Here is a 22,187-nt window from a genome sequence, read left to right on the forward strand (position 1 = left end):
TCGAGCTAGGACACCTCCCCGCTCTGTCCTGTGGACCTGAGAGTTTCGGCGCTCGTCGGCGCTTAGCCCCTTCGGTAAGCGCACGGCCTGGCCGGCCGGCACTTTCTCCAGAGTTGCCTCGGCGCCACGGTACTGAAGCCTGAGAGATTCCCGGGAGGAAGTTGCTCCTTCGGCGTCCCGTGAGACCACGAGACTCTCCCGCTGCGCGTCGTCGGCGTATTCGGTTGTGTGGCCGACGGTACACAGGATGCAGATTTTTGTCTGCCCCTAGACTCCGGTCATGACCACCGGCCGAATCTCCCGGCAATGGTTTGGCCCCGCGGTGCTGGCCACGCTGGGCGTGTTGTTGGTGGTGCTCGGCATCGTCGGCGCGACCATGTTGGTCAAGACCCTGAACGCCACCAAGGCGCCGGCCGTCACCCATATGGGCCAGCCGTTCGAGGTCTCGGACGGGATCTCGGTGCAGGTTGACCCGCCGAAGCACTTCAAGCCCAGCACCCTGGCCACCAACGCGGCCGGCGCGATCCGGTTCGTCTCGGTCACCGTCACCATCGTGAACAACTCCGGGGAGAACCTGGACCCCAGCGAGTTCGCCCTGGCCGCCAGCGCCGACGGCATGGCGTTGAGCGAGGTGCGCGACGCGCCGAAGGGCGTGGTCGGTGCGCCCCGGACGACGATCGTTCCGGGCGGTTCGGTGAGCTACAAGACCGCGTTCGGCCTGCGCTACAACCACCGCATGCAGCTACAGATCGACGCCCGCCTCCCCGACCGCGACCCCGCGATCTTCGTCGGCCAGGCCTAGCCCCAAGGCCGTTCAGTTGGCGTTCTGGGCTTGTCGTTGAGGCTGGCGCGCCGCGATCTGCGTGTTGTCTTGGTGTGCGGGTCGGTCCGGTGGCTGAGCTTGGGTCGTCGGTCCGCCGGTCCGGCGGGGGTCGGGTTCGAAAGATCGGCCTGGAGGGCGCGGACGGCTTGGTCCGGCGCGGCTCGGGTCCCGCCCGGCGGCTTTTCAGTCGGGCGCGGCTCCGGTCCCACCCGGCGGCCGTTCCGGTCGGCGTCCGCGCCGTGCTCACGACCAGCGGTTGGCGTAGCGGCCTTCGTCACGCGGCGTTGCCAACCGCCGAGGCCCCACGGACGATTCCACGTCGGTTCCTCGGCGAGTGCGACACCAGCCTAGTTCGATCTTGAGAAACACCAGACTGGTGTCGACTTCGATGAATGGGACGAACCGAACCCGGCCAACACCGGTCACACTCCGTATCGAGGCTGGCGGCCGGGAGCGTGAACCGCGGCAGGGCGGCCACCGCGCCGCCGTCCAGGCCATCTTTCGAACCCGACCCTCGCCGAACCGGAGGGGCGAAAGCGCCTTGTGCGGCCTCTTAACTGAACGGCCTTGGGCCTAGCCCCCGAGCAAGGGGTTCCGGGTCTTCAGCGGCCCGAACCGGTTGAAGTCACGGTCAGCGGTCCAAAGTTCCCGCGCGCCGTGCGTCAGGCACAGCGTGGCGACCCGTGCGTCGTGCACCATCGGCCCGCTGACCTTGCCGGCGAGCAGCAACGGTTTCAGCCGCGTCCAGTAGTCCGGCGACTCGTGCAGCAGGAACAGGGTGGGCGCGGCCAGCCAGGCGTCGAGCTGGGTGATCGCCTGCTCGCGGGTGCTCGGCGGGTCGTAGATCTTCGGATGGGTGGCGATGGCGAAGAACTCGTGCAGGCACGGCCACGGGATTGCCCAGGCCGAGCGCCCCTCCGCCAGGTCGCGCACGCAACGTGCCGCGGCGGGGTGGAACTCGGCATCCCGCCGGTGCGCGTAGACCAGGATGTTCGTGTCGACCGCGATCACGGCCGGGCCGGGTAGATCGCGTCGCGCACGTGCTCCCAGGGAGCGTCGCGGAACTCGGGGTGCGGGCCGTTGCCGGCAACGCTCGCGTCCTCGAGCCGGAACGCCGGGGTACCTACCCGGAGGTGAGGTGTTCGGTGGCTTCGTGGCCGGCTTCGGTCATCCGGCGCAGGAAGCCGGCGAGCAGCTCCAGCTCGGCCGGCGAGTAGTCGGCGCAGATCCGGTCCATCGCCGCGCTCATCCCGGCGTAGAGGCCGAACAGTTCGTGGTTGCGGTCCGGCAGCGCGCGCACGGTGACCGTGCGGCGGTCGGTGTCCGGGTCGCCGTCGGCCGGTCGGTCGCGGGTGATCCAGCCGCCGCGCTGCAGCCGGTCCAGGATGCCGGTCAGGGTGGCCGGGTGCACACCGGCCCGGCGGGCCAGTGCGCTGGGGCTGAGCGGGCCGTGCATGGCGACCAGCTCGAGGCAGTCCAGGTCCAGGTTCTTGATGGTGAGACGCCCACTGACCTGCTGGTTCAGCAGGGACAGCTGGTTGCGCAGACCGCGCATGGCGGTCTTGATCTCCGTGGTGAGCCGCCGTCGGCGCCGGGCTTCAACAACGTCCATTTTTCCTCTCGAACACATATAGTATGAAACTCATAAGATCTGCGATGCACATCGTATGAGGGAGAGTGTCATGTTCGTTGCTTACCTGGTGGTCACCGGCCTCGCCATCGCGGCCAACGCGTTCTCCGCGACCTGCGACTTCATCAAGCTGGAGCGGATCACCGTGGCCATGGACCAGGCCGGCGTCCCGCGCGGGTTGCTGCCCGTGCTCGGGTTGCTCAAGGCGGCCGGCGCGATCGGGCTCCTGGTGGGCTTCGCGGTGCCCGTGATCGGCACGGCCGCCGCGATCGGGCTGGTCCTGTTCTTCATCCTCGCGATCCTGGCCCACGTGTGGGCCGGCGACCGTGCGTTCGGCCTGGCCGCCGGGTTCTTGGTACTGGCCGCCGGCACCCTGGCCCTGGGACTGCCCTACACCCTCTCCGCTTGACTCGGGCCCGTGACCCGGGTCACTCTGTCGGGTGACGGTTGAGCCGTCAACGAATCGGGGCCGGTCAGCGTCGACTGGGAGGGGGCCACGTGCCTGCGCGTAGCCGATGGGCAATCGTTCTCCTGATGTTGTTCATGGCCCTGAACTTTGCTGACAAGTCAGTGATCGGGCTGGCGGCGCCGCCGATGATGGCCGACCTGGGCCTGACCGCCACCGAGTACGGCACCATCGCCAGCTCGTTCTACCTGCTGTTCAGCGTCTCGGCGATCGCCTTCGGGTTCCTCGGCAACCGGTTCTCCGGGAAGTGGCTGCTGGCCGGGCTGGCCGTGGTGTGGTCGGTCGCCCAGTTGCCGGTGATGATCCCGGCGGCCGGCTTCGCGGTTCTGCTGATCACTCGGGTGCTGCTCGGCGCGGGCGAGGGGCCGGGCCTGCCGCTGGGCGTGCACAACGCGTTCACCTGGGTGCCGCCGAAGAGCCGGGGACTCACCGCCGCGCTGCTCACGGTGGGTTCGGCGCTGGGCGTGATCGTCGGGGCGCCGCTGCTCAACGCGGCGATCCACGGCCTGGGCTGGCGGTCCGCGTTCGGCATCCTGGGGTTGCTCGGGCTGATGTGGGTGGCGGCCTGGTTGCTGGTCGGCGGCGACGGGCCGTACGCCGAACGCGGCCGGCCCCCGGCCGGCGGCGAGGCCGGCATCGGGACCGGCGGCGCGGCGGCCGGCTGGCCGCCCACCTACCGCGCCATGCTGGGCACCGGCACCTGGCTGGGCACGCTGGCCTCCGGGTTCGCCGTGTACTGGGGCCTGGCGGTGGCCATCGCGTTCCTGCCGCTGTACTTCGGCAAGGTCGGCTACGGGCCGACCACGATCGGGTTCCTGGTCACCTTCCCGGCCTACCTGAGCGCGGCGGGCATGCTGCTCGGCGGCTGGCTGTCCCAGCGACTGATCAAGCGAGGGGTGTCCCGCCACCTGGCCCAGGGCATGTTCGGCGGGGCGTTCGCGGTGATCTCCGGGCTGAGCATGCTGGGCATGACCCGGTTCGACAGTCCCTGGCTGGCGCTGCCGCTGGCCGCGCTGGCCTTCGGCGTGGGCAACTCGCAAACCCCGCTGTCCCAGGCGGCGGTGGCGGACACGGTGCCGGCCCGGCGCCGGGGCGCGGTGCTCGGCCTGTGGTACGCGCTGGTCAGCACGGCCAGCATCGTCGCGCCCACGGTCACCGGCATGCTGGTGGACGCCGCGCCCGTTCCCCTGGTCGGCTACGGCTGGGCGTTCGACCTGGCGGGCGCGATGGCGGTGGTCGGCGGGTTGATCGCGGTCTTCGTGGTGCGCCCGGACCGGGACGCCGCCCGCATCGGCGGCGACGCCCCGGCCCGCGAACCCGCTCAGGCCGCGTAGCCCGCTCAAGCCGCGTAGCCCGCTCAAGCCGCGGAGGCGGCTCAGGCGGCGTAGTCGGCCGGCTTGCGGGACAGCCGGAACAGCTTGCGCAGCACCTGGAAGTACTGCTTTCCCAGCCGCCCGGTGGTGTACGGCAGGCCGTACTCGGTGCACAGCGCACGCACCTTCGGCGCGATCTCCGCGTACCGGTTGCTCGGGAGGTCGGGGAACAGGTGGTGCTCGATCTGGTGCGACAGGTTGCCGGTCATCAGGTGGAACAGCTTCCCGCCGGACAGGTTGGCCGAGCCCAGCAGCTGCCGCAGGTACCACTGACCCCGGGTCTCACCCTCCAGCTGGTCCTCGGTGAACACCACCGTGCCGTCGGGGAAGTGCCCGCAGAAGATCACCGCGTGCGACCAGACGTTGCGCACCGTGTTCGCGGAGAAGTTGCCCAGCAGCACCGGCAGGAAGAACGGGCCGGCCAGCGCGGGGAACAGCAGGTAGTCCTTCAGCAGCTGCCGGCGCGCCTTGCGGGCGATCCGGCCGAGCTGGGCCAGGAACTCGGGGAACGGCCGGTTCCCGGCGAACGCCCGCTCGTACTCCAGGTCGTGCAGCGCCACGCCCCACTGGAAGAACAGCGACAGCAGCCCGTTGTAGACCAGGTTGCCCCGGTAGTACGGCCGCCACGGCTGCTCCTCGGTGATGCGCAGCAGCCCGTAGCCGACGTCCCGGTCCTTGCCCAGCACGTTGGTGAACGTGTGGTGGGCGTAGTTGTGCGAGTTCTTCCAGCCCTTGGCGTCGCTGACCAGGTCCCATTCCCAGGTGCTGGAGTGGATCTTCTCGTCCTTCATCCAGTCCCACTGGCCGTGCAGCACGTTGTGGCCGATCTCCATGTTCTCCAGGATCTTGGCCACCGACAGCATCGCGGTGCCGGCCACCCAGGCCGGCGGCAGGATGCCGGCGAACAGCATCGCCCGGCCGCCGATCTCCAGGTAGCGCTGGGCCTTGATCACCCGGCGGATGTACGCGGCATCGCTGGCGCCCCGGGCGGCCAGGATCTCCTCGCGGATCGCGTCCAGCTTGCGGCCGAACTCCTCGACCTGCGCGGTGGTCAGCCCGAGCGCCTCCGGCGCGGGCGTGGACGGGACGGGCCGAATCACGATCCGCGGGTTGGTGGTCTCGCGGGTGTCCAGGACAGTCATTGGAACCTCCGGTGTCTCCCGCGTGCGCCGAACTGGGCGCACGCTCCGTACGCGCTTTCCGCGCTAAATTCCCAGCTCGGCCGGGCCGGCCGCGCCGTTGATGCAGGTCTGGATGAGGTCGCCGGGCTCGCCGTGCACCTGGCCGGAGCGCAGGTCACGCACCTGCCCGGCGCGCAGCGGCACCAGGCATCCGAAGCAGATGCCCATCCGGCACCCACTGGGCATGGCAAAGCCGGCCCGCTCACCCGCCTCCAACAAGCTCGCGGCCGGCCCCACCTCCACCTCCCCCGAGTCGGCGTTCTCAGCACACTGAGTCGACGTTCCTGGCCCACGGTCCGAGGCGAACCGCACCCGTCCGCCGGTACCGGCCACCCGGGGCGGCGGGGTGAAGCCCTCGGTGCGCAGCCGGTCCGGGGCGTCCGACCAGTGCGCCCGTGCGGCGTCGCGCAGCGCGGCCGGGCCGCACACGAATGCCGCGCGGTCCGCCCAGTCGGGGCAGTGCTGATCCAGTTCGGCCAGGTCGAGGCGGCCGTCCAGGGCGGTCTGCCGGATCTCGACGCGCAGCTCCGGGTGCGCGGCGGCCAGTGCCCGCAGCTCGTCGTGGAAGACCACGTCGGCGGTGCGCGGGGCGCTGTGCAGCAGCACCGTGTCGGGCATCCGGCCGCGCGCGGTGTTTCCGTCGGGCGCCAAACTGGGCGCCCGACCGAGCCCGCCGGCTCCGCCGGCGGCGAGCGTGCGCAGCATGGCCATCACCGGGGTGATCCCGCTGCCCGCCGTGATCATGAGCAGCTTGGCCGGCACCGGGTCGGGCAGCACGAACTCGCCGGCCGGCGGGTCGGCGAGGTACAGCAGGTCGCCGACCTCGGTGCCGTGCGCGAGCTTCGGCGAAACCACGCCGTCCGGCTGCGCCTGCACGGTCACTTCCAGGTCGGCGCTGCCGGGCACGCTGGTCAGCGAGTAGCTGCGCCAGTGCCGCACACCGTCCACGTCCACGCCCAGCCGCAGGAACTGCCCCGCCCGGTGCCCCGCGCCGCGGGCCGACCAGCCGCGACCGGGGCGGATGCGCAGCGTGGTGGCCCGTTCGGTCTCCCGCCGTACCGCGACCACCCGGCCGCGCGGCGCGGACCGGGACCAGAGCGGCGAGACCAGCTCGGTGAAGTCCTCCGGCAGCAGCGGGGTGGTGAGCAATCGAAGCATGACATCAGGACACCACAACTTGATGTCACATGGCAACTGAAGATCTTTGAATTCTGTGTCACACAAGCATTGTGATACGGTCTGTCACATGTCAGTCGAAGAAGTCGATGTCGAAAAGGACGCCGGCTGGCGCACGATCGACGAGCTGGCCCAGGTCAGCGGGGTCACCGTGCGCAACATCCGCGCCTACCAGGCCCGGGGCCTGCTGCCGCCGCCCCAGGTGCGGGCCCGCACCGGCTACTACGGCCCCGGCCACGAGGCCCGGCTGGAGCTGATCCGCGAGCTGCAGGGCGAGGGCGTCAAGCTCGACACGGTCAAGAAGTTGCTGGAGACCACGGGCGGCACCACCGAGGAGGTGGTGCGGTTCATCCGCACGGTGCGGCAGCTGTTCGCCACCGAGGAACGGCAGATCGTGCACCTGGACGAGCTGGCCGAGCGGTTCGGCGGCGCGGACGCCGACTCGGGCATCCTGCGCCGCGCGGTCAAGATGGACCTGCTCCGCGAGGTCGGCGACGACCAGTACGAGGAGGTCAGTCCCCGCTTGGTGAACGTGGCCCGGTCCATGGTGGACATGGGCATCCCGCTGAACCGTGCGCTGGACGTGGTGGAGCAGCTGCGCAAGCACGCCGACGGGATCGCCAAGACCTACGTGGAGCTGTTCCTCGGCGAGGTGTGGCGTCCGTTCGACGACTCCGGCCGCCCGGCCGAGCGCTGGCCCCAGCTGTACGAAACTATCGGCCAGCTGCGCACCGTCTCCGGCGAGGCCATGCTCGCGGTGCTGGAGCTGGCGGTGGCGGAGCGCCTGGACGTCACGTTCGGCAAGGACATAGTGCGCAACGTCCGCACCACCAGCTCCGCCCCCACCTCCGACCCCTCTTGATTCAGTGCTTTCTGCAGCCTGATTCAGTCACTCCAGCAGTGAGTCACCCGGCCAAAGTGACTGAATCAGCCTGCCAATGTGACTGAATCGGCGTGCTGGAGGCACTGAATCAGTGCAGGGGCACCGGGTCGCCGAGGGCTTTGCGCAGGGCGTCGGGGATGGGGCGTTTGGTGTAGTCGGCGGTGTTGACCACTACGTAGGTCGTGCGGCCGTTGGTGGTCACCTCGTCGCCGTTGCGGCGCACCTGGAAGTCCAGCGCGAAGCTGGTGTTGCCCAGCTTGGACGGGCTGACCAGCACCTCGACCTGGTCACCCCAGCGCACCCCGGCCTTGAAGTCGATCTCCGTGCGGACCAGCTGCACGTCGAAACCCTGGGCCACCATGGCCTGGTATGCCAGGCCCCGGTCCGCGAGGAAGTACGTCATCGCCTCGTCGAACCAGGTGAGGTACCACCCGTTGAACACGACGCCCTGGGCGTCGACCTCCATGTACCGCACGTTGACCGGGAAGCTGAACACAACCCGATCCTAATAATCAGCGCCCGAGCAGGCCGCCCAACAGTCCGCCGGCCGCCCCGCCGCCGGCCTGGTCGCCGGAGCCGGTGCCGGAGATCAAGCTCGCGGGCAGCTCTTCCGAGGGCTGCACCACGACGAACCCCTGCCCGGCGAAACTCATCGTGTAGGACTCGCCGGTGGTCCGCCCGAGCAGCGTGCCCAGGCCCAGCTGGTCGGCGCGGTGGAAGCCGGTGCGCAGCCCGGCCGACCAGCACACGGCGGCCTGCGGGTCGGCGTAGGTGGGCTGGTCCACGTTCAGCACCACCGGGGTGCCCTTGCAGGTGATGGCGATCCGGCCCCGGCCGCTGAACAGGCAGTTGAACAGCCCGGACGTGGACAGCATCCCGGCGCCCTGTACCCGGTGCAGGTCCCAGGACAGGCTCGGCTCGAAGGCCAGCACGTTGCGGCCGTTGATCGTCAGCTGGTCCTGGCCGCCCTCCAGGTCGATCACGAAAACGTCCGAGGCCAGGTCGGCGAGGAACAGGTCGCCGCGCCCGCTGACCTTCATCAGCGGGATGCCCTCGCCGGTGAGCTGCTGCTTCAGGAACTTGCCCAGACCGCCGGCGCCGAGCGCCTGGAAGTCCATCTGTCCCTGGTAGGCCACCATGGCGCCCTGGCGAGTGATCACCTCGCCGTTCAGCGCGACCTTGAGCATCTTCGAGTTCTGCAGGGTCATCCCGGCCTGGGCGGTTGCCGCCTCGGCGTGGCTGGGGTTGAACAGGTCGCTCCGCATGGCCGTCACGATAGGACGGTGCGGGGCCGCCGCGGCAGGTTAATTCGGGCGTTGGAAAGCCGGCTGAAAGCCCTGGTAGGGCACCTGCAAGCGGTCAGGGCTTGTAGCGCTTGATCACCTGGCGGGTCATGGCCCGGGCGAACGCGTTCACCACGCCCTGCACGGCCAGCGGCTTCATCTGGTTGAACTGCTCGCGCAGCCGGGCGCGCTCGGCCACCGGGCGGCCGCGGTCCCGGTACGGCTGCAGGACCTGGTTCTGGAACGCCTCGAGCAGGTCGTGCACCAGCGCGTCCATGTGCTTCTCGAAGGCGTCCCGCAGCGACTGCAGGTGGGCCAGCGGGACGCCGGTGCCGATGAACACCAGCGCGGTCTCCAGCGCCTGGCTGCCGCGCATCACGATCGACCCGCCGGGGCGGAGCTCCAGCACGCCGAGGGCGTCCAGGGCCTCCAGCTCGTCCTCGGTCAGCGTGCGGCCGACGCGGCGGTTCAGCTCGAGCAGGCTCAGCTCCTCGGGCTGCTCGGCCACCCACGGCACCAGCAGCGCGCGCTGCAGGGCCAGGGCGTCGGTGTCCGCGTCGGCCGGCAGCTTGGCCAGGAACCCCTCGACCGCGGCCAGCGTGTAACCCATCGCGGTCAGTTCGGAGATCAGCTCCAGGCGGGCGATGTGCTGCGGCCCGTAAAGGCCCAGCCGGCCGCGCAGGGTGGGCGGCGGGAGCAGGCCCTTGCCCGAGTAGAAGCGGATCGTGCGGACGCTGACGCCGCTGCGACCGGACAGCTGGTCGATGGTCAGCAAGCCGGCGTCGTTGTCGGTCTGCTCGGATGCGGTGGTCGTCACGGTGCGGCAGCCTACCCAGATACTTGACCTATGTGACAGTGCTGCTGTAGCAAAGATGGAACAAATGTGTTGCAGCCCGATACTAGCCCGATGCCCTACCGGGAGAGGTACTTCCATGAGCGGCTCAAGCGGGGGAATCCCCGAGGCCTACGTATATGACGCGATCCGTACCCCGCGCGGCCGAGGTAAGGCCAGCGGCTCGTTGCACGAGGTCAAGCCGGTTTCTCTGGTCATCGGCCTGATCGACGAAATCCGCCGGCGCTTCCCCGAGCTGGACCCGGCGAGCATCGACGACGTGGTGCTGGGCGTGGTGTCCCCGGTCGGTGACCAGGGTGGCGACATCGCCAAGACCGCGGCGATCGCCGCCGGGCTGCCCGAGACCACCGCCGGCGTTCAGCTGAACCGGTTCTGCGCCTCCGGGCTGGAGGCGGTGAACCAGGCCGCGCTGCGCATCCGCTCCGGCATGGAGGAGCTGATCCTGGCCGGCGGCGTGGAGGCGATGTCCCGGGTGCCGATGGGCTCCGACGGCGGCGCCTGGGCGATGGACCCGGACACCTCCTACACGACCGGCTTCGTGCCGCAGGGCATCGGCGCCGACCTGATCGCCACCCTGGAGGGGTGGTCGCGGGAGGACGTGGACACCTTCGCGGTGGAGTCGCAGACCCGCGCGGCCAAGGCCTGGGCCAACGGTTACTTCGCCCGCTCGGTGGTCCCGGTCAAGGACCGCAACGGGCTCACCGTGCTGGACCGCGACGAGCACATCCGGGCCAACTCCACGCTGGAGACCATGGGCTCGCTGCCCCCGTCCTTCGCCATGATCGGTGACCAGGGCGGTTTCGACGCGGTGGCGCTGCAGAAGTACCACTGGGTGGAGAAGATCGACCACGTGCACCACGCCGGCAACTCGTCCGGCATCGTGGACGGCGCCGCGCTGGTGCTGGTCGGCACCGAGGCGGCCGGCAAGGCCGCCGGCCTCACCCCGCGCGGGCGGATCGTGTCCACCGCCGTGTCCGGCGCGGACCCGACGATCATGCTCACCGGCCCGGCGCCGGCGTCCCGCAAGGCGCTGGCCAAGGCCGGCCTGACGGTCGACGACATCGACCTGTTCGAGATCAACGAGGCGTTCGCCTCGGTGGCCATGCGGTTCATGAAGGACATGGGCATCCCGCACGAGAAGACCAACGTGAACGGCGGCGCCATCGCCATGGGCCACCCGCTCGGCGCCACCGGCGCGATGCTGGTCGGCACCGTGCTGGACGAGCTGGAGCGGCGTGACCTGCGCCGGGGCCTGATCACCCTGTGCGTGGGCGGCGGCATGGGCATCGCGCAGATTATCGAGAGGGTCTGAGTCACCGATGAGTCAGAAGACGCTGCGCTGGGAGAAGGGCGCCGACGGCATCGTCCTGGTCACCCTGGACGACCCGGCGAAGAGCGCGAACACCATGTCCGAGCAGTTCAAGGCGGACTTCGACGAGCTCACCCACGAGCTGGTCAAGGCCAAGGACGACATCACCGGCGTGATCATCACCTCGGCGAAGAAGACCTTCTTCGCCGGCGGTGACCTGAACCGGCTGATCCAGGCCACTCCGGAGGACGCGCCGCGGATCTTCGCCGAGGGCCAGGAGCTCAAGGCCGCACTGCGCCGGCTGGAGACGCTGGGCCGCCCGGTGGTCGCGGCGATGAACGGCACCGCGCTGGGTGGCGGCCTGGAGATCGGCCTGGCCTGTCACCACCGCATCGGCCTGGACGCGAAGGGCGTCGTCTACGGCCTGCCCGAGGTCACCCTGGGCCTGCTGCCCGGGGCCGGCGGCGTGGTCCGCATCACCCGCCTGCTGGGCATCGCCAACGGCTTCATGAACGTGCTCGCGCAGGGCCAGCGGCACAAGCCGGCCAAGGCGCGCGAGGTCGGCATCATCGATGACCTGGCGTCGTCGCGGGAAGAAGCGCTGGAAAAGGCCCGGGAGTGGATCAAGGCCAACCCCGAGGCCGCGCAGCCGTGGGACAAGAAGGGCTACAAGATCCCCGGCGGCGCGCCGTCCCACCCGGCCCTGGCGTCCATCCTGCCGGCCTTCCCGGCCAACCTGCGCAAGCAGCTGAAGGGCGCGCCGATGCCGGCGCCGCGCAACATCCTGGCCGCCGCCGTCGAGGGCGCCCAGGTGGACTTCGACACCGCGCTGAAGATCGAGGGCCGCTACTTCGTGGACCTGGTCACCGGCCAGGTGGCGAAGAACATGACCAAGGCGTTCTTCTTCGACCTGCAGGCGATCAACAACGGCGAGTCCCGGCCGGACGGATACGACAAGTACACGCCGCGCAAAGTGGCCGTGCTGGGCGCCGGGATGATGGGCGCGGGCATCGCCTACGTGTGCGCCCTCTCCGGCTGGGAGGTCGTGCTCAAGGACGTCTCGCTGGAGGCGGCCGAAAAGGGCAAGGAGTACTCCGAGGGCCTGCTGGCCAAGGCGGTCAAGCGCGGCAGCTCCACCCCGGCGAAGGCCGAGCAGCTGCTCTCCCGGATCACCCCGACCGCCGACTACAACGACCTGGCCGGCGCCGACGTGGTGATCGAGGCGGTCTTCGAGTCGGTCGAGCTCAAGCAGGAGGTGTTCCGCGAGGCGATGAAGGTCGTCGAGCCGGACGCCCTGCTCTGCTCGAACACCTCCACGCTGCCCATCACCGAGCTGGCCGCCGGGCTGGACCGGCAGGCCGACTTCATCGGCCTGCACTTCTTCTCCCCGGTGGACAAGATGCCGCTGGTGGAGATCATCCGGGGTGAGCGCACCGGTGACGCCGCGCTGGCCAAGGCGTTCGACCTCACCCTGGGCATCCGCAAGACGCCCATCGTGGTCAACGACAGCCGGGGCTTCTTCACCAGCCGGGTGATCGGCACCTTCATCAACGAGGGCGTGGCGATGGTCGCCGAGGGCATCGACCCGCAGACCGTCGAGCAGGCCTCCTCGCAGGCCGGCTACCCGGCTCCGGTGCTCCAGCTGCTGGACGAGCTCACCCTCACCCTGCCGCAGAAGATCCGCAAGGAGACTCGCGCCGCGGTCGAGGCGTCTGGTCAGACCTGGACGGAGCACCCGTCCGAGGCGGTCATCGACAAGCTGGTCGAGCTGGGCCGGCCCGGCCGCGCCGGCGGCGCCGGGTTCTACGACTACGGCTCCGACGGCAAGCGGCTGGCGCTGTGGCCGGGCCTGCGCACCGAGTTGGGCGCTGTACGCCATGACGTTGACCTGCACGAACTGTCCGAGCGGATGCTGTTCGTGGAAGCGCTGGAAACCTGGAGGTGTTTCGACGAGGGCGTGTTGAAGACGGTGCCGGACGCCAACATCGGCTCCATCTTCGGCATCGGCTTCCCGGCCTGGACCGGCGGCGTGCGCCAGTACATCGACGGCTACGCCGGCGGTGCGGCCGGCTTCGTGGCCCGGGCCGACGAGCTGGCCAAGAAGTACGGCGCACGCTTCACCGTGCCCGACTCCCTGCGCGCGGCGGCTAAGTAGCTCCCGCGTTCACGAAGGCGCGCCACCGGGCCGAACTCGGTGGCGCGCCTTCGTCGTGTCCACCCAGCTCGCTTTGGCTCTGCGTGGAAATATGCAACACCGGGGTCGCGCCGAGTTCATCCGGAGAGACGTTCGATCATGGTGCCGGGTCTCTCATGATGAGCTCGATGTTCGCGGGAGGGTGTTATGGGCGTGCGTGAGGTGCGCGAGGGCGACCTGCCGGAAGTGGTCGCGATGGTTTACGGCCTGGCCGAGTACGAGCGGGCGCCGGACGACTGCAAGCTGACCGTCGAGCAGCTGCGCGGCGCGCTCTTCGGGCCACATCCGGCGCTGTTCGGGCACGTCGCCGAGGTACCGGAGACCGGCGAGCTGGCCGGCATGGCGCTGTGGTTCCTGAACTTCTCCACATGGGAGGGAGAGCACGGGATCTACCTCGAGGACCTGTTCGTGCGGCCGGAGCATCGCGGCGGCGGGTACGGCAAGGCGCTGATGGTGGAGCTGGCCAGGGTGTGCGAGCGCAACGGCTACCGGCGGCTGCAGTGGGCGGTGCTGGACTGGAACCAGCCGTCCATCGACTTCTACCGCTCGCTCGGGGCGGTCCCGGAGGACGAGTGGGTCGGCTACCGGCTCACCGACGACGCATTGACGGAGCTGGCTTCCGGCTAGCGCCGGTCAGCGTCGGTCGCCGGTGTGTTCGGGCGCGGGGGTGGCGGCCTGCTCGGGCACCGGCTTGGCCGCCTTCCATGACTGGTTGACCAGGTCGGCGGCCACCGCGCGGACCGAGGTCGCGTGCCGGCGGGCCTGCTCGCGCAGCATCCGGTAGGCGGCGTCCAGGTCGACCTGGTGGCGTTCGGTGAGCATCCCCTTGGCCTGCTCCACCGGGCGCTGCTCGTCCAGCGCGTCGGCCAGCTTGGCCACCATCGACGCGGAGTGCTGGTAGGCCTCGGCGTTGTCCAGGGTGGCGCCGAGCAGCAGGGCGAACGGGCGCAGCTCGGCCAGCAGGTCCAGGGTGACCGTTCCGGGCTCGGCGGCGAACAGCTGCAACCGGCCGACCAGCCCGGTCGGCCCGGGCAGCGCGACCATCGCGCTGATCGGCAGCCCCACCTGACCGGCCGCCTGGGCCAGGTCCATCCGCTTGGACTGGGTCAGGTCCTGCACCACGTACTCGCGCCGCGCGGAGTCCTCGTCCATCTCCCGCATCAGCCGGGTCAGCTGCACGGCCGCCGGGTGCGAGCCGAGCATGGCCCGCACCGAACCCGTGGAGTCCAGCAGCACCGCCGCACAGCCGGCCAGCCCGTACAGCTCGGTGAGGGTGTGGCAGGTGCGCTGCAGCAGCGCGGGCACGTCCAGTTCGGCCACCGAGGTGCTGGCCGCCTCCAGGGCGAACTCCACCAACTCGGGGGGCGGATGCCCGACATCCGGCATGCCGGCGGTCCTTTCACCTGACGCGAGTTCACGGTGCGGCCAAGCCGGCATCTTGACCGACGGTGACCACTCGGTGTCGGAGCGCGCGCCGACACCGAGTGGATTATCACTCGGTCGAGTTAGGTAGGTGAAATCAGGTGACGTCCCAGACCACCGGGAGGTAGCTGAACCCGCTCACCAGCAGCGCCTTGTTCCGTTCCGGCTGCTTGTCCGGATCGGGGCGCAGGTTCGGCAGCCGGCGCAGCAGCGTCTCGAAGGCGATCTTCAGTTCCATCCGGGCCAGCGCGGAGCCGAGGCACATGTGGATGCCGTGCCCGAAGGACAGGTGCTTGCGCACCTGCACCCGGTCCCGGTCCAGGTCGAACTCGTCGGCCCGCTCGAAGGCCCGCTCGTCGCGGTTCGCCGAGGCCATCAGCCAGCGCACCTTGCCGCCCTTGGGGATCTTCACCCCGGCGATCTCGGTGTCCTCGGTGGCGGTCCGGCACAGCCCCTCCAGCGGGGAGGCGTAGCGCAGCACCTCCTCCACCAGCACCAGGATCAGGTCCGGGTTGTCCTTCACCTTTTGCAGCTGCTCGGGGTGCTGGTTGAGCAGCCAGATGCCGCTGCCGATGGTGGTCGTGGTGGTCTCGAAGCCGGCCACCATGAACTGCTGCGCGCCCATGAACAGCTCGACGTCGGACAGCTTCTTGCCGGTCTCCTCGTCCGCCGCGGTGATCATCGCGGTGAGGATGTCGTCCGGCACTTCCTCGTCGTTGGCCAGCTTGGTCCGGCGGTCCTCCAGCAGCTCGTTGAAGTAGGCCAGGAACTCCATCCCGGAGGTGAACGAGCGCTTGATGCCCTCCTCGTCCGCCCCGAACGCGCCGATGGTGTCGTTGCCCCAGCGGAAGAAGTCGTCGATGCGCGAGTCGTCCACGCCGACCACCTTGGCCACCACCCGGATGGTCATGGCGGCGGCGAACTCCAGGTGCAGGTCGCATTCGCCGCGCGGGTAGAGCTGGTCGATCAGGTCGTCCGCGACCTTCTGGATGTCCGGTTCCAGAAGCGCGACCCTGCGCGGGGTGAACGCCTTGTTGGCGATGCTGCGCTGCCAGCGGTGCGCCGGGTCGTCGGAGAACAGCAGCATGCCGTCCTCGGTGAGCGCCCGGGTGCGTTCCGGGCCGGGGCCTTCCTTGCTGGAGTACAGCGCCGGGGTCTGCAGCACCTGCACACAGTCCTGGTAGCGGGACAGCGACCAGAACTCGGTGGTGGGCTCGGCGATCCACGGGTTCTCGTTCATCTTGCCGACTTCCACGTCGTCGATCACGTGGTGGTGGACCGGGCAGCCGTCACGCAGTGGCTTGAAGTACTTCTGCGGGTCTTCCTTGACCGCCGGATCGTAGGGATCATAGCTGGTCATGACGTCCCTCCCAGTTTCGGCCGACGGCGTCGAAGGTTCAGCTTAAAGAGTGTGCACAAACTTCACAATGCTTGAACCGAACCACCATTCGGTATAAGGGCCTATTGGGCCGAGGTCCGGCGGCGGATCGTCGGCCCGAGGGCCAGCAGGCCGGCGAACAGGGCCAGTCCGATGATGACGCCGGCCGTTCCCAGCGTGCTCGGTCCGGCGTGGTCGAGAAGGAAGGCGCCGGTCAGCGGCCCGAACACGGCGCCGATGCTGAAGGTGGTGGAGGCGACGCCCATGTACCCGCCACGCAGATCGGCCGGCGCGAGGTCGGCGAAGGTGGCGCCGAACATGACGGCCACGCCGATCTGGCCGAGGGTCCAGACCAGGACCGAGCCGGCGTAGCCCGCACCGCCGTGCACGATGGTGCTCAGGCCGACGCCCGCGCCCACCAGGAGCATCGAGACGGCCAGCACCGTGGTGCGGTCGCGACCGGTGAGCAGCCGTACCGCGAGTGGCTGGGCGGCGACGATGGTGAGTCCGTTCAGTGCCAGCACCGCGCCGTAGGTCGCGGGGCCGTGGCCGTCGGTCGACATGAGCAGCGGCAGCGTCGTGAACGTCTGCAGGAACAGGGTGAAGTAGACGATGTGAATCCCCGCCATGGCGATCATCGGCCGGTCGCGGAGGAGCACCGGCAGCAGCGCGCGCCGGGTGTGCTCGGCCGTCGGCGGACGGGTCTCGGGCACGCGGCGCCAGACGATCAGCGCCGCGGTGATCGCGGCCGTGATGTTGATCCAGAAGAGCGGGCCGTACCCGGTCTGGGCGAGATTCCCGGCGGTGACGGTGGCGACCGAGAAGCCGAGGTTGGCCGCCCAGAAGAGCAGTCCGAAGGCCCGGACCCGCTGCGGGGCGGGGAGGTCGGCCACCGCCGCGGACGCGGCCGGGCGATGCAGCTCCGACATCAGCCCGACGCCGAAGGCGGCCGCGCAGATCGCCGGCACCGTGTCCGCCGCACCGAGCCCGACCAGCGCGACGGCGGTCCCCGAGAACCCCACCAGCATGGTGTGGCGCCGGCCGATCCGGTCGCCCAGCCAGCCGCCGAGCAGCTGGGACCCGACGTCTCCCACTCCGACCGCCGCGACCACCGCACCCGCGGTGGCGAGCGAGAAGTGCCGGTCCTGGGTGAGGTAGAGCACCAGGAACGACCGCACCAGGCTCCCGGCGCGACTCACGAACTGGGTCGCCGCCAGCGCCCAGACCAGCTGTGGCAGGTCCAAACGAGGTCGGACCGGTCGGTCCGCGGCCGGGGCGGCGGCCAGGGTCTGCGTGCCGTAGGTCGTCATGTCAAACGACGCTAGAACCGCTAATGCATTGTGAAAAGCGATAGATCTCGATCAATTCGATCGCCATATGTTATGTTAATGCTGTGGCTGACATCGAGCTGCGCCATCTGAGGGCCATGGCGGTCATCGCCGAGGAAGGAACGTTCGGGCGCGCGGCCGCCCGCCTGGGCTACACCCAGTCGTCGGTGAGCCAGCAGATCGCCGCGCTGGAACGGGCCGTCGGCGGCGCCGTATTCGACCGGCCCGGAGGTCCCAAGCCGGTGCGGGTCACGCCCCTCGGGGAAGTGGTCCTGGCCCACGGCCGCGGCCTGCTGACCAGGGCGGCTGCGCTGGCCGACGCCGTCGACCGGTTCCGGGCGGGTCACGGCCGGATCGACATCGGCACGTTCCAGGGCGTGACCAGGCTGATCCTGCCGGCCGTCGTGAGCCGGTTGCTGGAGGAGTATCCCGGCTGTGACATCCGGCTGACCGAGGTCGCACCGGAGGAGCCGCGGCTCGGGGATCTCGACCTGTTGTTCCACGACGGCCGGATCGAAGGCGATGTCGAGCACGTCAAGCTGCTCGACGAGCAGTACCTGCTGGTGGCCGGCGCCGGCGCGTTCCCCGATGGCCCGGTACCGGTGAAGCTGCTCGACGACGTTCCGATGGTCGCCTGGCCGCGCACCCATCACCAGAAATGGCTGGAACGGGCGCTGGCCCAGGCCGGCGCGCGGCCGCGGATCGTGTTCCGGACCACCGGCCACGAGGCCATCCTGGCCATGGTGCGGGCCGGCATCGGCTCGGCGGTGCTGCCCCAGCTGGCCCTGCACGGAACCGATGCCTGGTCCGACGGCCGGCTCGGCGTCCACCAACTGCGGCCATCGCCGACCCGCGAGCTGTACCTGTACTGGCCGGCCAGGCGCACCCAGCCGCCACTCGCCGCCCGAGCCGTCGACATCGCCGTCGAGACCGCCAACGAGCTGGCCGGCCGGATATGACACCCGGCGAAGGGTGCTCCCGGCGGCCGGTCAGTCGGGATCGGTGGTGGTCTCGGCGGAGCGGACGCCGGGCAGCTCGGCCAGCAGCGCCGCGAGGTCGGGCAGTTCGCCGCGGCCGGCGAGGCGCAGGGTGACCTCGGCGACCCGTTCGCCGTCGCCGGTCGACTCCTCCCGGGCGACCAGCAGGCGCTCCACCGACCAGCCGGCGTCGGTGCAGGCGGCGAGCACCGCGCGCAACACGCCCCGGCCGTCCAGGTAGCTCAGCCGCAGCGCGGGCGGGGCGCCGCGCAGCCGGCCGACGGCCCGGGACAGCGGCGGGAAGCCCCGGGTGATCAGGAAGTGTGCGGCGGTCGCGGCCAGCGCCAGAACCGGCAGTCCGCCGCCGCAGGCCATGCCCACGCCGGCGGCCAGCCACACGGTCGCGGCGGTGGTCAGCCCGCGCACCGCGTCCTTGCGCACGAAGATCAGCCCGCCGCCGATGAACCCGATGCCGGAGACGATCTGTGCGGACACCCGGGACGGGTCCAGGGCCACGTGGTCCAGGCTCAGCAGGTCGGAGAAGCCGTACTTGGAAACCTCCATGAACACCGCCGCCCCGACGCCGACCAGGGTGTGCGTGCGCAGCCCGGCCGCCTTGGCGCCGATCTCCCGCTCCAGGCCGATCGCGGCGGACAGCACCAGTGCCAGCAACAGCGGCAGAAGCAGCGACCACTGGGCGTTCGTGGAGTAGAACGGCTCGAGCCCCATGCCTCCAGTCTCGCCGACATCCCTTGACGGGACGCTGAGCATCCCGTAGGAACAGACACATACCGACGGTATGTCTGAGTGGAGGGTCGGCGATGACCGATACCGGCTACGTGTTCAACCCGTTCGCCCCCGGCTACACCGACGATCCCTACCCCTTCTACGCCGAGCTGCGCGCGCTGGAGCCGGTGCACGCCAACCCGCTCGGCTTCTGGGTGCTCGGCCGGCACGCCGACGTGACCGAGCTGCTGCGGTCCCGGCAGTCGGTGGAGGACCGCAACGTCGGCCCCAGTCCGCTGCGCGACCTGGCCGAGGCCGCCGCCGCGCAGACGCAGACCGGGAACCGCCCGATGTCCATGCTGGACCGCGACCCGCCGGACCACACCCGGCTGCGCAAGCTGGTCACCAAGGCGTTCACCAAGCGGGCCATCGACGCGCTGGAGCCGCTGGTCGTCGACCTGGTGGACGCGGCGCTGGACCGGATCGAGGCGAGCATCGCCACTACCGGTAGCGCCGACCTGATCGAGGAGCTGGCCTACCCGCTGCCGTTCACGGTGATCTGCGAGATGCTCGGCATGCCGGACACCGACCACGCCCGGCTGCGTGATCTCGCGGCCACCCTGGTCCGCTCGCTGGAACCGGTCACCGACGTCGAGGTCTTCAAGCAGATCGCGGCGGCCGACCGGGAGATCAACGACCGGATTGCCGCCGTGATCGAGGCGAAGCGGGGTCGTCCGGGGGAAGACCTGCTCACCGCGTTGATCCAGGCCGAGGACGACGGGGACAAGCTCACCGACGAGGAACTGGTCGCGCAGGTGGTGCTGCTCTACGTGGCCGGCCACGAGACCACGGTGAACCTGATCGCCAACGGCACGCTGGCCCTGCTGCGCCACCCGGACCAGTTCGCGCTCCTCGCGGCCAACCCGGAGCTGGACACGAACGCGATCGAGGAGCTGCTGCGCTACGACTCACCGGTGCAGTCCACCCGGCGGATCACCCTCGAGCCGTACGCGGTGGGTGGCCGGGAGATCCCCGCCGGGTCGTTCGTGCTGGCCATACTGGCTTCGGCCAACCGGGACGAGGAGTTCTGGGGGCCGGACGCCGGCGAGCTGAAGCTGGACCGGCCGAACGCCAAGGCCCAGGTCAGCTTCGGCGGCGGACCGCACCACTGCCTGGGCGCATCCCTGGCCCGGCTGGAAGGCCGGGTCGCCATAACCCGCCTGATCCGCCGCTTCCCGACGTTGGCCCTGGCCGCCGAGGTCACCTGGAACGGCCGCCAAAACCTCCGAGGCCCCGCCACCCTCCCCATCACCTCCCCTCCCGATTCAGTGCCTTCCGCACCGTGATTCAGTGGGTTCAGCACCGTGATTCAGTGACTTCTGCAGGGTGGTTCAGTGGCTCTGGCTGCTGAACCGACTGAACCAGCGTGCTGAACCGACTGAACCAGCGTGCTGAACCCACTGAATCAGCGGAGGGGTTAGAGGCGGCCGGCGGCGACGAAGATGCAGACCAGCAGGATTGCCACGTTGACGGTCACGTTGAACCATTCCTTAGGCCTGCGCTGGGTGATGGCCAGGCGGGCGTGCATGGCCATCGCGCCGAGCATCACCACGGCCAGCCCCACCGCCGCCCAACCGGCCAGCTGGGGCGCCACGCCGACCAGCGGCGGCACGATCAGCCCGACCACCGCGAGCAGCTCGCACACCGCGGCGAACCGGACCACCGGCAGCGGGTAGGCGGCCGCGCCGGTCTGCCCGGTCTCCAGCATGCGCTGCCGGGACATGGTCGACTTCAGGGCGCCGGACAGTGCGAAGATCGCGGCGAGGGCGATCTGCCCGGTCCACAGTGCTGCGTTCATCTCCGGTTACCTCCTCAGGTAGTTGCCCCCCAAGACGAGGCGGCCGGATCGCCGGTGACAGCTTCCGGGATGAGACGCCGCTAACATCGGCGGCCGTGGATGCACCGCGACGGCCGAGCCCGGGATCGCCCACCTCGTTGAAGGAGGCGAACCAGGCGCGGCTGGTGGACGCGCTGCGCGACGCGGGGACCATGACCCAGGCCGAGCTGGCCCGGTTCACCGGGCTGGCGCCGTCCACGATCTCCAACATCGTGCGCGCGCTGACCTCGGGCGGGCTGCTCGAGGTGTCGCCCACGGTGAGCCGGGGCCGCACCGCCCAGGCGGTACGGCTGTCCCGGTCGGCCGGGTTGTTGCTGGCCGCCGACTTCGGGCACCGGCACCTGACCGTCGCGGTGGCCGACCTGGCCTACCGGATCCTCGGCCGGCGCCGGGTGGCGCTGGAGTGGGACCACCGGGTGGATGACGGGTTGTCCGAGGTGGACCGGCTGGCCGGCGAGCTGCTCACCGAGCTGGGCGTGGACCGTTCCGCGCTGGTCGGCGTGGGCATGGGCCTGCCGGCCCCGATCGACGTGCGCACCGGTCAGGTCGGCGCGCCGTCCCAGCTGCCCGGCTGGATCGGAGTGGACGCGGCCGAGCTGGCCGGCCGGCGGCTGGGGGTGTCGGTCCGGGTGGACAACGACGCCAACCTGGGCGCGTTGGCCGAGCAGCGCTGGGGGGCCGGGCGCGGCGCGGAGCACCTGGCCTACCTGAAGCTCTCCGACGGGGTCGGCTGCGGGCTGGTGATCGCCGGGCGGCTGTTCCGGGGGGCGATCGGCACCGCCGGCGAGTTGGGCCACGCGACGATGAACGAGTTCGGCGCGCTGTGCCGGTGTGGCAACCGGGGCTGCCTGGAGACGCTGGTGGCCACACCGGCGCTGCTGGCCGAGCTGGCCCGGGTGCACGAGGACGAGCTGACCTCGATCGGCGACGTGATCCGCCTGGCCCGGGCCGGTGAGGTGACCGCGCGGCGGGTGCTGGACGACGCCGGCCAGCACATCGGGGTGGCCGTGGCGAACCTGTGCAACATCTTCAACCCCGACCGGATAGTCGTCGGCGGCGAACTTTCTCAGGCCGAAGACCTCGTTCTTGCGTCCATGAGTCGAACGCTAAACCGTCAGGGGATCCCGGCCGCCGCGCAGGCCGCCGAGCTGGTGCTGGCCGAGCTGGGCACCGAATCACAACTCCTCGGCGCCCTGCTGCTGGCCGGAGAGGCGGCCGGTCCACACCTGCTCGCGACGTTACCGCCGGTCGAGTTGGACGCGGGCTGACTCGTGGTGGCCCGGTCGGT

General features: G+C 70.2%; 22 protein-coding genes and 1 riboswitch. Of the genes, 10 read left to right on the top strand and 12 right to left on the bottom strand.

The features are described from left to right. Nucleotides 1-117: 117 nt before the first annotated feature. A riboswitch (glycine riboswitch) is annotated at nt 118-211 on the bottom strand. Between the two features lie 69 nt (nt 212-280). Beyond that, entirely contained in the window at nt 281-802 is a 522-nt protein-coding gene (locus tag ABEB12_RS02445) for a hypothetical protein (RefSeq protein WP_185058735.1), read from the top strand. A gap of 594 nt (nt 803-1,396) precedes the next feature. Here the strand turns inward: ABEB12_RS02445 and ABEB12_RS02450 are convergent. Both ABEB12_RS02450 and ABEB12_RS02455 read right to left on the bottom strand, forming a co-directional pair. Then, complete coding sequence (locus ABEB12_RS02450) at nt 1,397-1,834, bottom strand: TA system VapC family ribonuclease toxin (protein WP_185058736.1); 438 nt, start codon at nt 1,832-1,834, stop codon at nt 1,397-1,399. A gap of 112 nt (nt 1,835-1,946) precedes the next feature. After that, nucleotides 1,947-2,435 carry a MarR family transcriptional regulator gene (locus tag ABEB12_RS02455; RefSeq protein WP_185058737.1) on the bottom strand — a complete coding sequence of 163 codons (489 nt, stop codon included), beginning with the start codon at nt 2,433-2,435 and terminating at the stop codon, nt 1,947-1,949. 70 nt (nt 2,436-2,505) lie between these two features. On the opposite strand from ABEB12_RS02455, the gene ABEB12_RS02460 reads away from it, so the two are divergent. Together ABEB12_RS02460 and ABEB12_RS02465 are read left to right on the top strand one after the other, a co-directional pair. Further along, nucleotides 2,506-2,862, top strand: coding sequence for a DoxX family protein (locus ABEB12_RS02460; RefSeq protein ID WP_185058738.1), 357 nt, complete (start codon nt 2,506-2,508; stop codon nt 2,860-2,862). A 125-nt stretch (nt 2,863-2,987) separates the two neighbouring features. Next, the gene (locus ABEB12_RS02465; protein WP_185058739.1) at nt 2,988-4,253 is read left to right on the top strand and encodes an MFS transporter; all 1,266 of its coding nucleotides are present in this window, start codon (nt 2,988-2,990) and stop codon (nt 4,251-4,253) included. A gap of 41 nt (nt 4,254-4,294) precedes the next feature. Here ABEB12_RS02465 and ABEB12_RS02470 read toward each other — a convergent pair whose 3' ends face one another. Together ABEB12_RS02470 and ABEB12_RS02475 are read right to left on the bottom strand one after the other, a co-directional pair. Then, nucleotides 4,295-5,434: a fatty acid desaturase gene (locus ABEB12_RS02470; protein WP_185058740.1), complete on the bottom strand. Its 1,140-nt coding sequence runs from the start codon at nt 5,432-5,434 to the stop codon at nt 4,295-4,297. A gap of 63 nt (nt 5,435-5,497) precedes the next feature. Beyond that, nucleotides 5,498-6,631: a 2Fe-2S iron-sulfur cluster-binding protein gene (locus ABEB12_RS02475; protein WP_185058741.1), complete on the bottom strand. Its 1,134-nt coding sequence runs from the start codon at nt 6,629-6,631 to the stop codon at nt 5,498-5,500. Nucleotides 6,632-6,719: 88 nt separating this feature from the next. On the opposite strand from ABEB12_RS02475, the gene ABEB12_RS02480 reads away from it, so the two are divergent. After that, nucleotides 6,720-7,511 carry a MerR family transcriptional regulator gene (locus tag ABEB12_RS02480; protein WP_185058742.1) on the top strand — a complete coding sequence of 264 codons (792 nt, stop codon included), beginning with the start codon at nt 6,720-6,722 and terminating at the stop codon, nt 7,509-7,511. Between the two features lie 109 nt (nt 7,512-7,620). Here the strand turns inward: ABEB12_RS02480 and ABEB12_RS02485 are convergent, their stop codons facing one another. From ABEB12_RS02485 to ABEB12_RS02495, 3 genes are all read right to left on the bottom strand, one after another. Next, the gene (locus ABEB12_RS02485) at nt 7,621-8,028 is read right to left on the bottom strand and encodes an acyl-CoA thioesterase (protein WP_345702495.1); all 408 of its coding nucleotides are present in this window, start codon (nt 8,026-8,028) and stop codon (nt 7,621-7,623) included. A 16-nt stretch (nt 8,029-8,044) separates the two neighbouring features. Beyond that, nucleotides 8,045-8,797, bottom strand: coding sequence for an AIM24 family protein (locus ABEB12_RS02490; protein ID WP_185058743.1), 753 nt, complete (start codon nt 8,795-8,797; stop codon nt 8,045-8,047). 94 nt (nt 8,798-8,891) lie between these two features. Continuing rightward, on the bottom strand, nt 8,892-9,632 hold the full coding sequence (locus ABEB12_RS02495) for a MerR family transcriptional regulator (RefSeq protein ID WP_345702496.1): 741 nt from the start codon (nt 9,630-9,632) through the stop codon (nt 8,892-8,894). Nucleotides 9,633-9,747: 115 nt separating this feature from the next. Here ABEB12_RS02495 and ABEB12_RS02500 point away from each other — a divergent pair, with 115 nt between their 5' ends. The 3 genes from ABEB12_RS02500 to ABEB12_RS02510 all read left to right on the top strand — a co-directional run bounded on the left by ABEB12_RS02500 (nt 9,748) and on the right by ABEB12_RS02510 (nt 13,798). Further along, complete coding sequence (locus tag ABEB12_RS02500) at nt 9,748-10,980, top strand: acetyl-CoA C-acetyltransferase (RefSeq protein ID WP_185058745.1); 1,233 nt, start codon at nt 9,748-9,750, stop codon at nt 10,978-10,980. A gap of 7 nt (nt 10,981-10,987) precedes the next feature. Next, a complete protein-coding gene (locus ABEB12_RS02505; RefSeq protein ID WP_185058746.1) occupies nt 10,988-13,132 on the top strand; it encodes a 3-hydroxyacyl-CoA dehydrogenase NAD-binding domain-containing protein in 2,145 nt (714 codons plus the stop codon). 186 nt (nt 13,133-13,318) lie between these two features. Beyond that, entirely contained in the window at nt 13,319-13,798 is a 480-nt protein-coding gene (locus tag ABEB12_RS02510; RefSeq protein WP_221497528.1) for a GNAT family N-acetyltransferase, read from the top strand. A gap of 6 nt (nt 13,799-13,804) precedes the next feature. On the opposite strand, the gene ABEB12_RS02515 is transcribed toward ABEB12_RS02510, so the two are convergent. The 3 genes from ABEB12_RS02515 to ABEB12_RS02525 all read right to left on the bottom strand — a co-directional run bounded on the left by ABEB12_RS02515 (nt 13,805) and on the right by ABEB12_RS02525 (nt 17,281). After that, a complete protein-coding gene (locus tag ABEB12_RS02515; protein WP_185058747.1) occupies nt 13,805-14,557 on the bottom strand; it encodes an ANTAR domain-containing protein in 753 nt (250 codons plus the stop codon). A 133-nt stretch (nt 14,558-14,690) separates the two neighbouring features. Then, entirely contained in the window at nt 14,691-15,953 is a 1,263-nt protein-coding gene (locus ABEB12_RS02520; protein ID WP_185058748.1) for a cytochrome P450, read from the bottom strand. 101 nt (nt 15,954-16,054) lie between these two features. Next, nucleotides 16,055-17,281 carry an MFS transporter gene (locus ABEB12_RS02525; RefSeq protein ID WP_185058749.1) on the bottom strand — a complete coding sequence of 409 codons (1,227 nt, stop codon included), beginning with the start codon at nt 17,279-17,281 and terminating at the stop codon, nt 16,055-16,057. 83 nt (nt 17,282-17,364) lie between these two features. Between ABEB12_RS02525 and ABEB12_RS02530 the strand changes: the two genes are divergently transcribed. Beyond that, entirely contained in the window at nt 17,365-18,258 is an 894-nt protein-coding gene (locus tag ABEB12_RS02530; protein WP_185058750.1) for a LysR substrate-binding domain-containing protein, read from the top strand. Nucleotides 18,259-18,288: 30 nt separating this feature from the next. Here the strand turns inward: ABEB12_RS02530 and ABEB12_RS02535 are convergent, their stop codons facing one another. After that, complete coding sequence (locus ABEB12_RS02535) at nt 18,289-19,005, bottom strand: MgtC/SapB family protein (RefSeq protein WP_185058751.1); 717 nt, start codon at nt 19,003-19,005, stop codon at nt 18,289-18,291. Between the two features lie 92 nt (nt 19,006-19,097). Here ABEB12_RS02535 and ABEB12_RS02540 point away from each other — a divergent pair, with 92 nt between their 5' ends. Further along, nucleotides 19,098-20,348: a cytochrome P450 gene (locus ABEB12_RS02540; RefSeq protein WP_185058752.1), complete on the top strand. Its 1,251-nt coding sequence runs from the start codon at nt 19,098-19,100 to the stop codon at nt 20,346-20,348. A 131-nt stretch (nt 20,349-20,479) separates the two neighbouring features. Here ABEB12_RS02540 and ABEB12_RS02545 read toward each other — a convergent pair whose 3' ends face one another. Then, nucleotides 20,480-20,860, bottom strand: a complete 381-nt coding sequence (locus tag ABEB12_RS02545; RefSeq protein ID WP_185058753.1) for a DoxX family protein — start codon at nt 20,858-20,860, stop codon at nt 20,480-20,482. Nucleotides 20,861-20,955: 95 nt separating this feature from the next. On the opposite strand from ABEB12_RS02545, the gene ABEB12_RS02550 reads away from it, so the two are divergent. Beyond that, nucleotides 20,956-22,167: an ROK family transcriptional regulator gene (locus ABEB12_RS02550; protein ID WP_345702497.1), complete on the top strand. Its 1,212-nt coding sequence runs from the start codon at nt 20,956-20,958 to the stop codon at nt 22,165-22,167. Nucleotides 22,168-22,187 lie beyond the last annotated feature (20 nt).

This window comes from Actinospineispora eucalypti, assembly GCF_039543365.1.
GTDB lineage: Bacteria > Actinomycetota > Actinomycetes > Mycobacteriales > Pseudonocardiaceae > Pseudonocardia > Pseudonocardia eucalypti.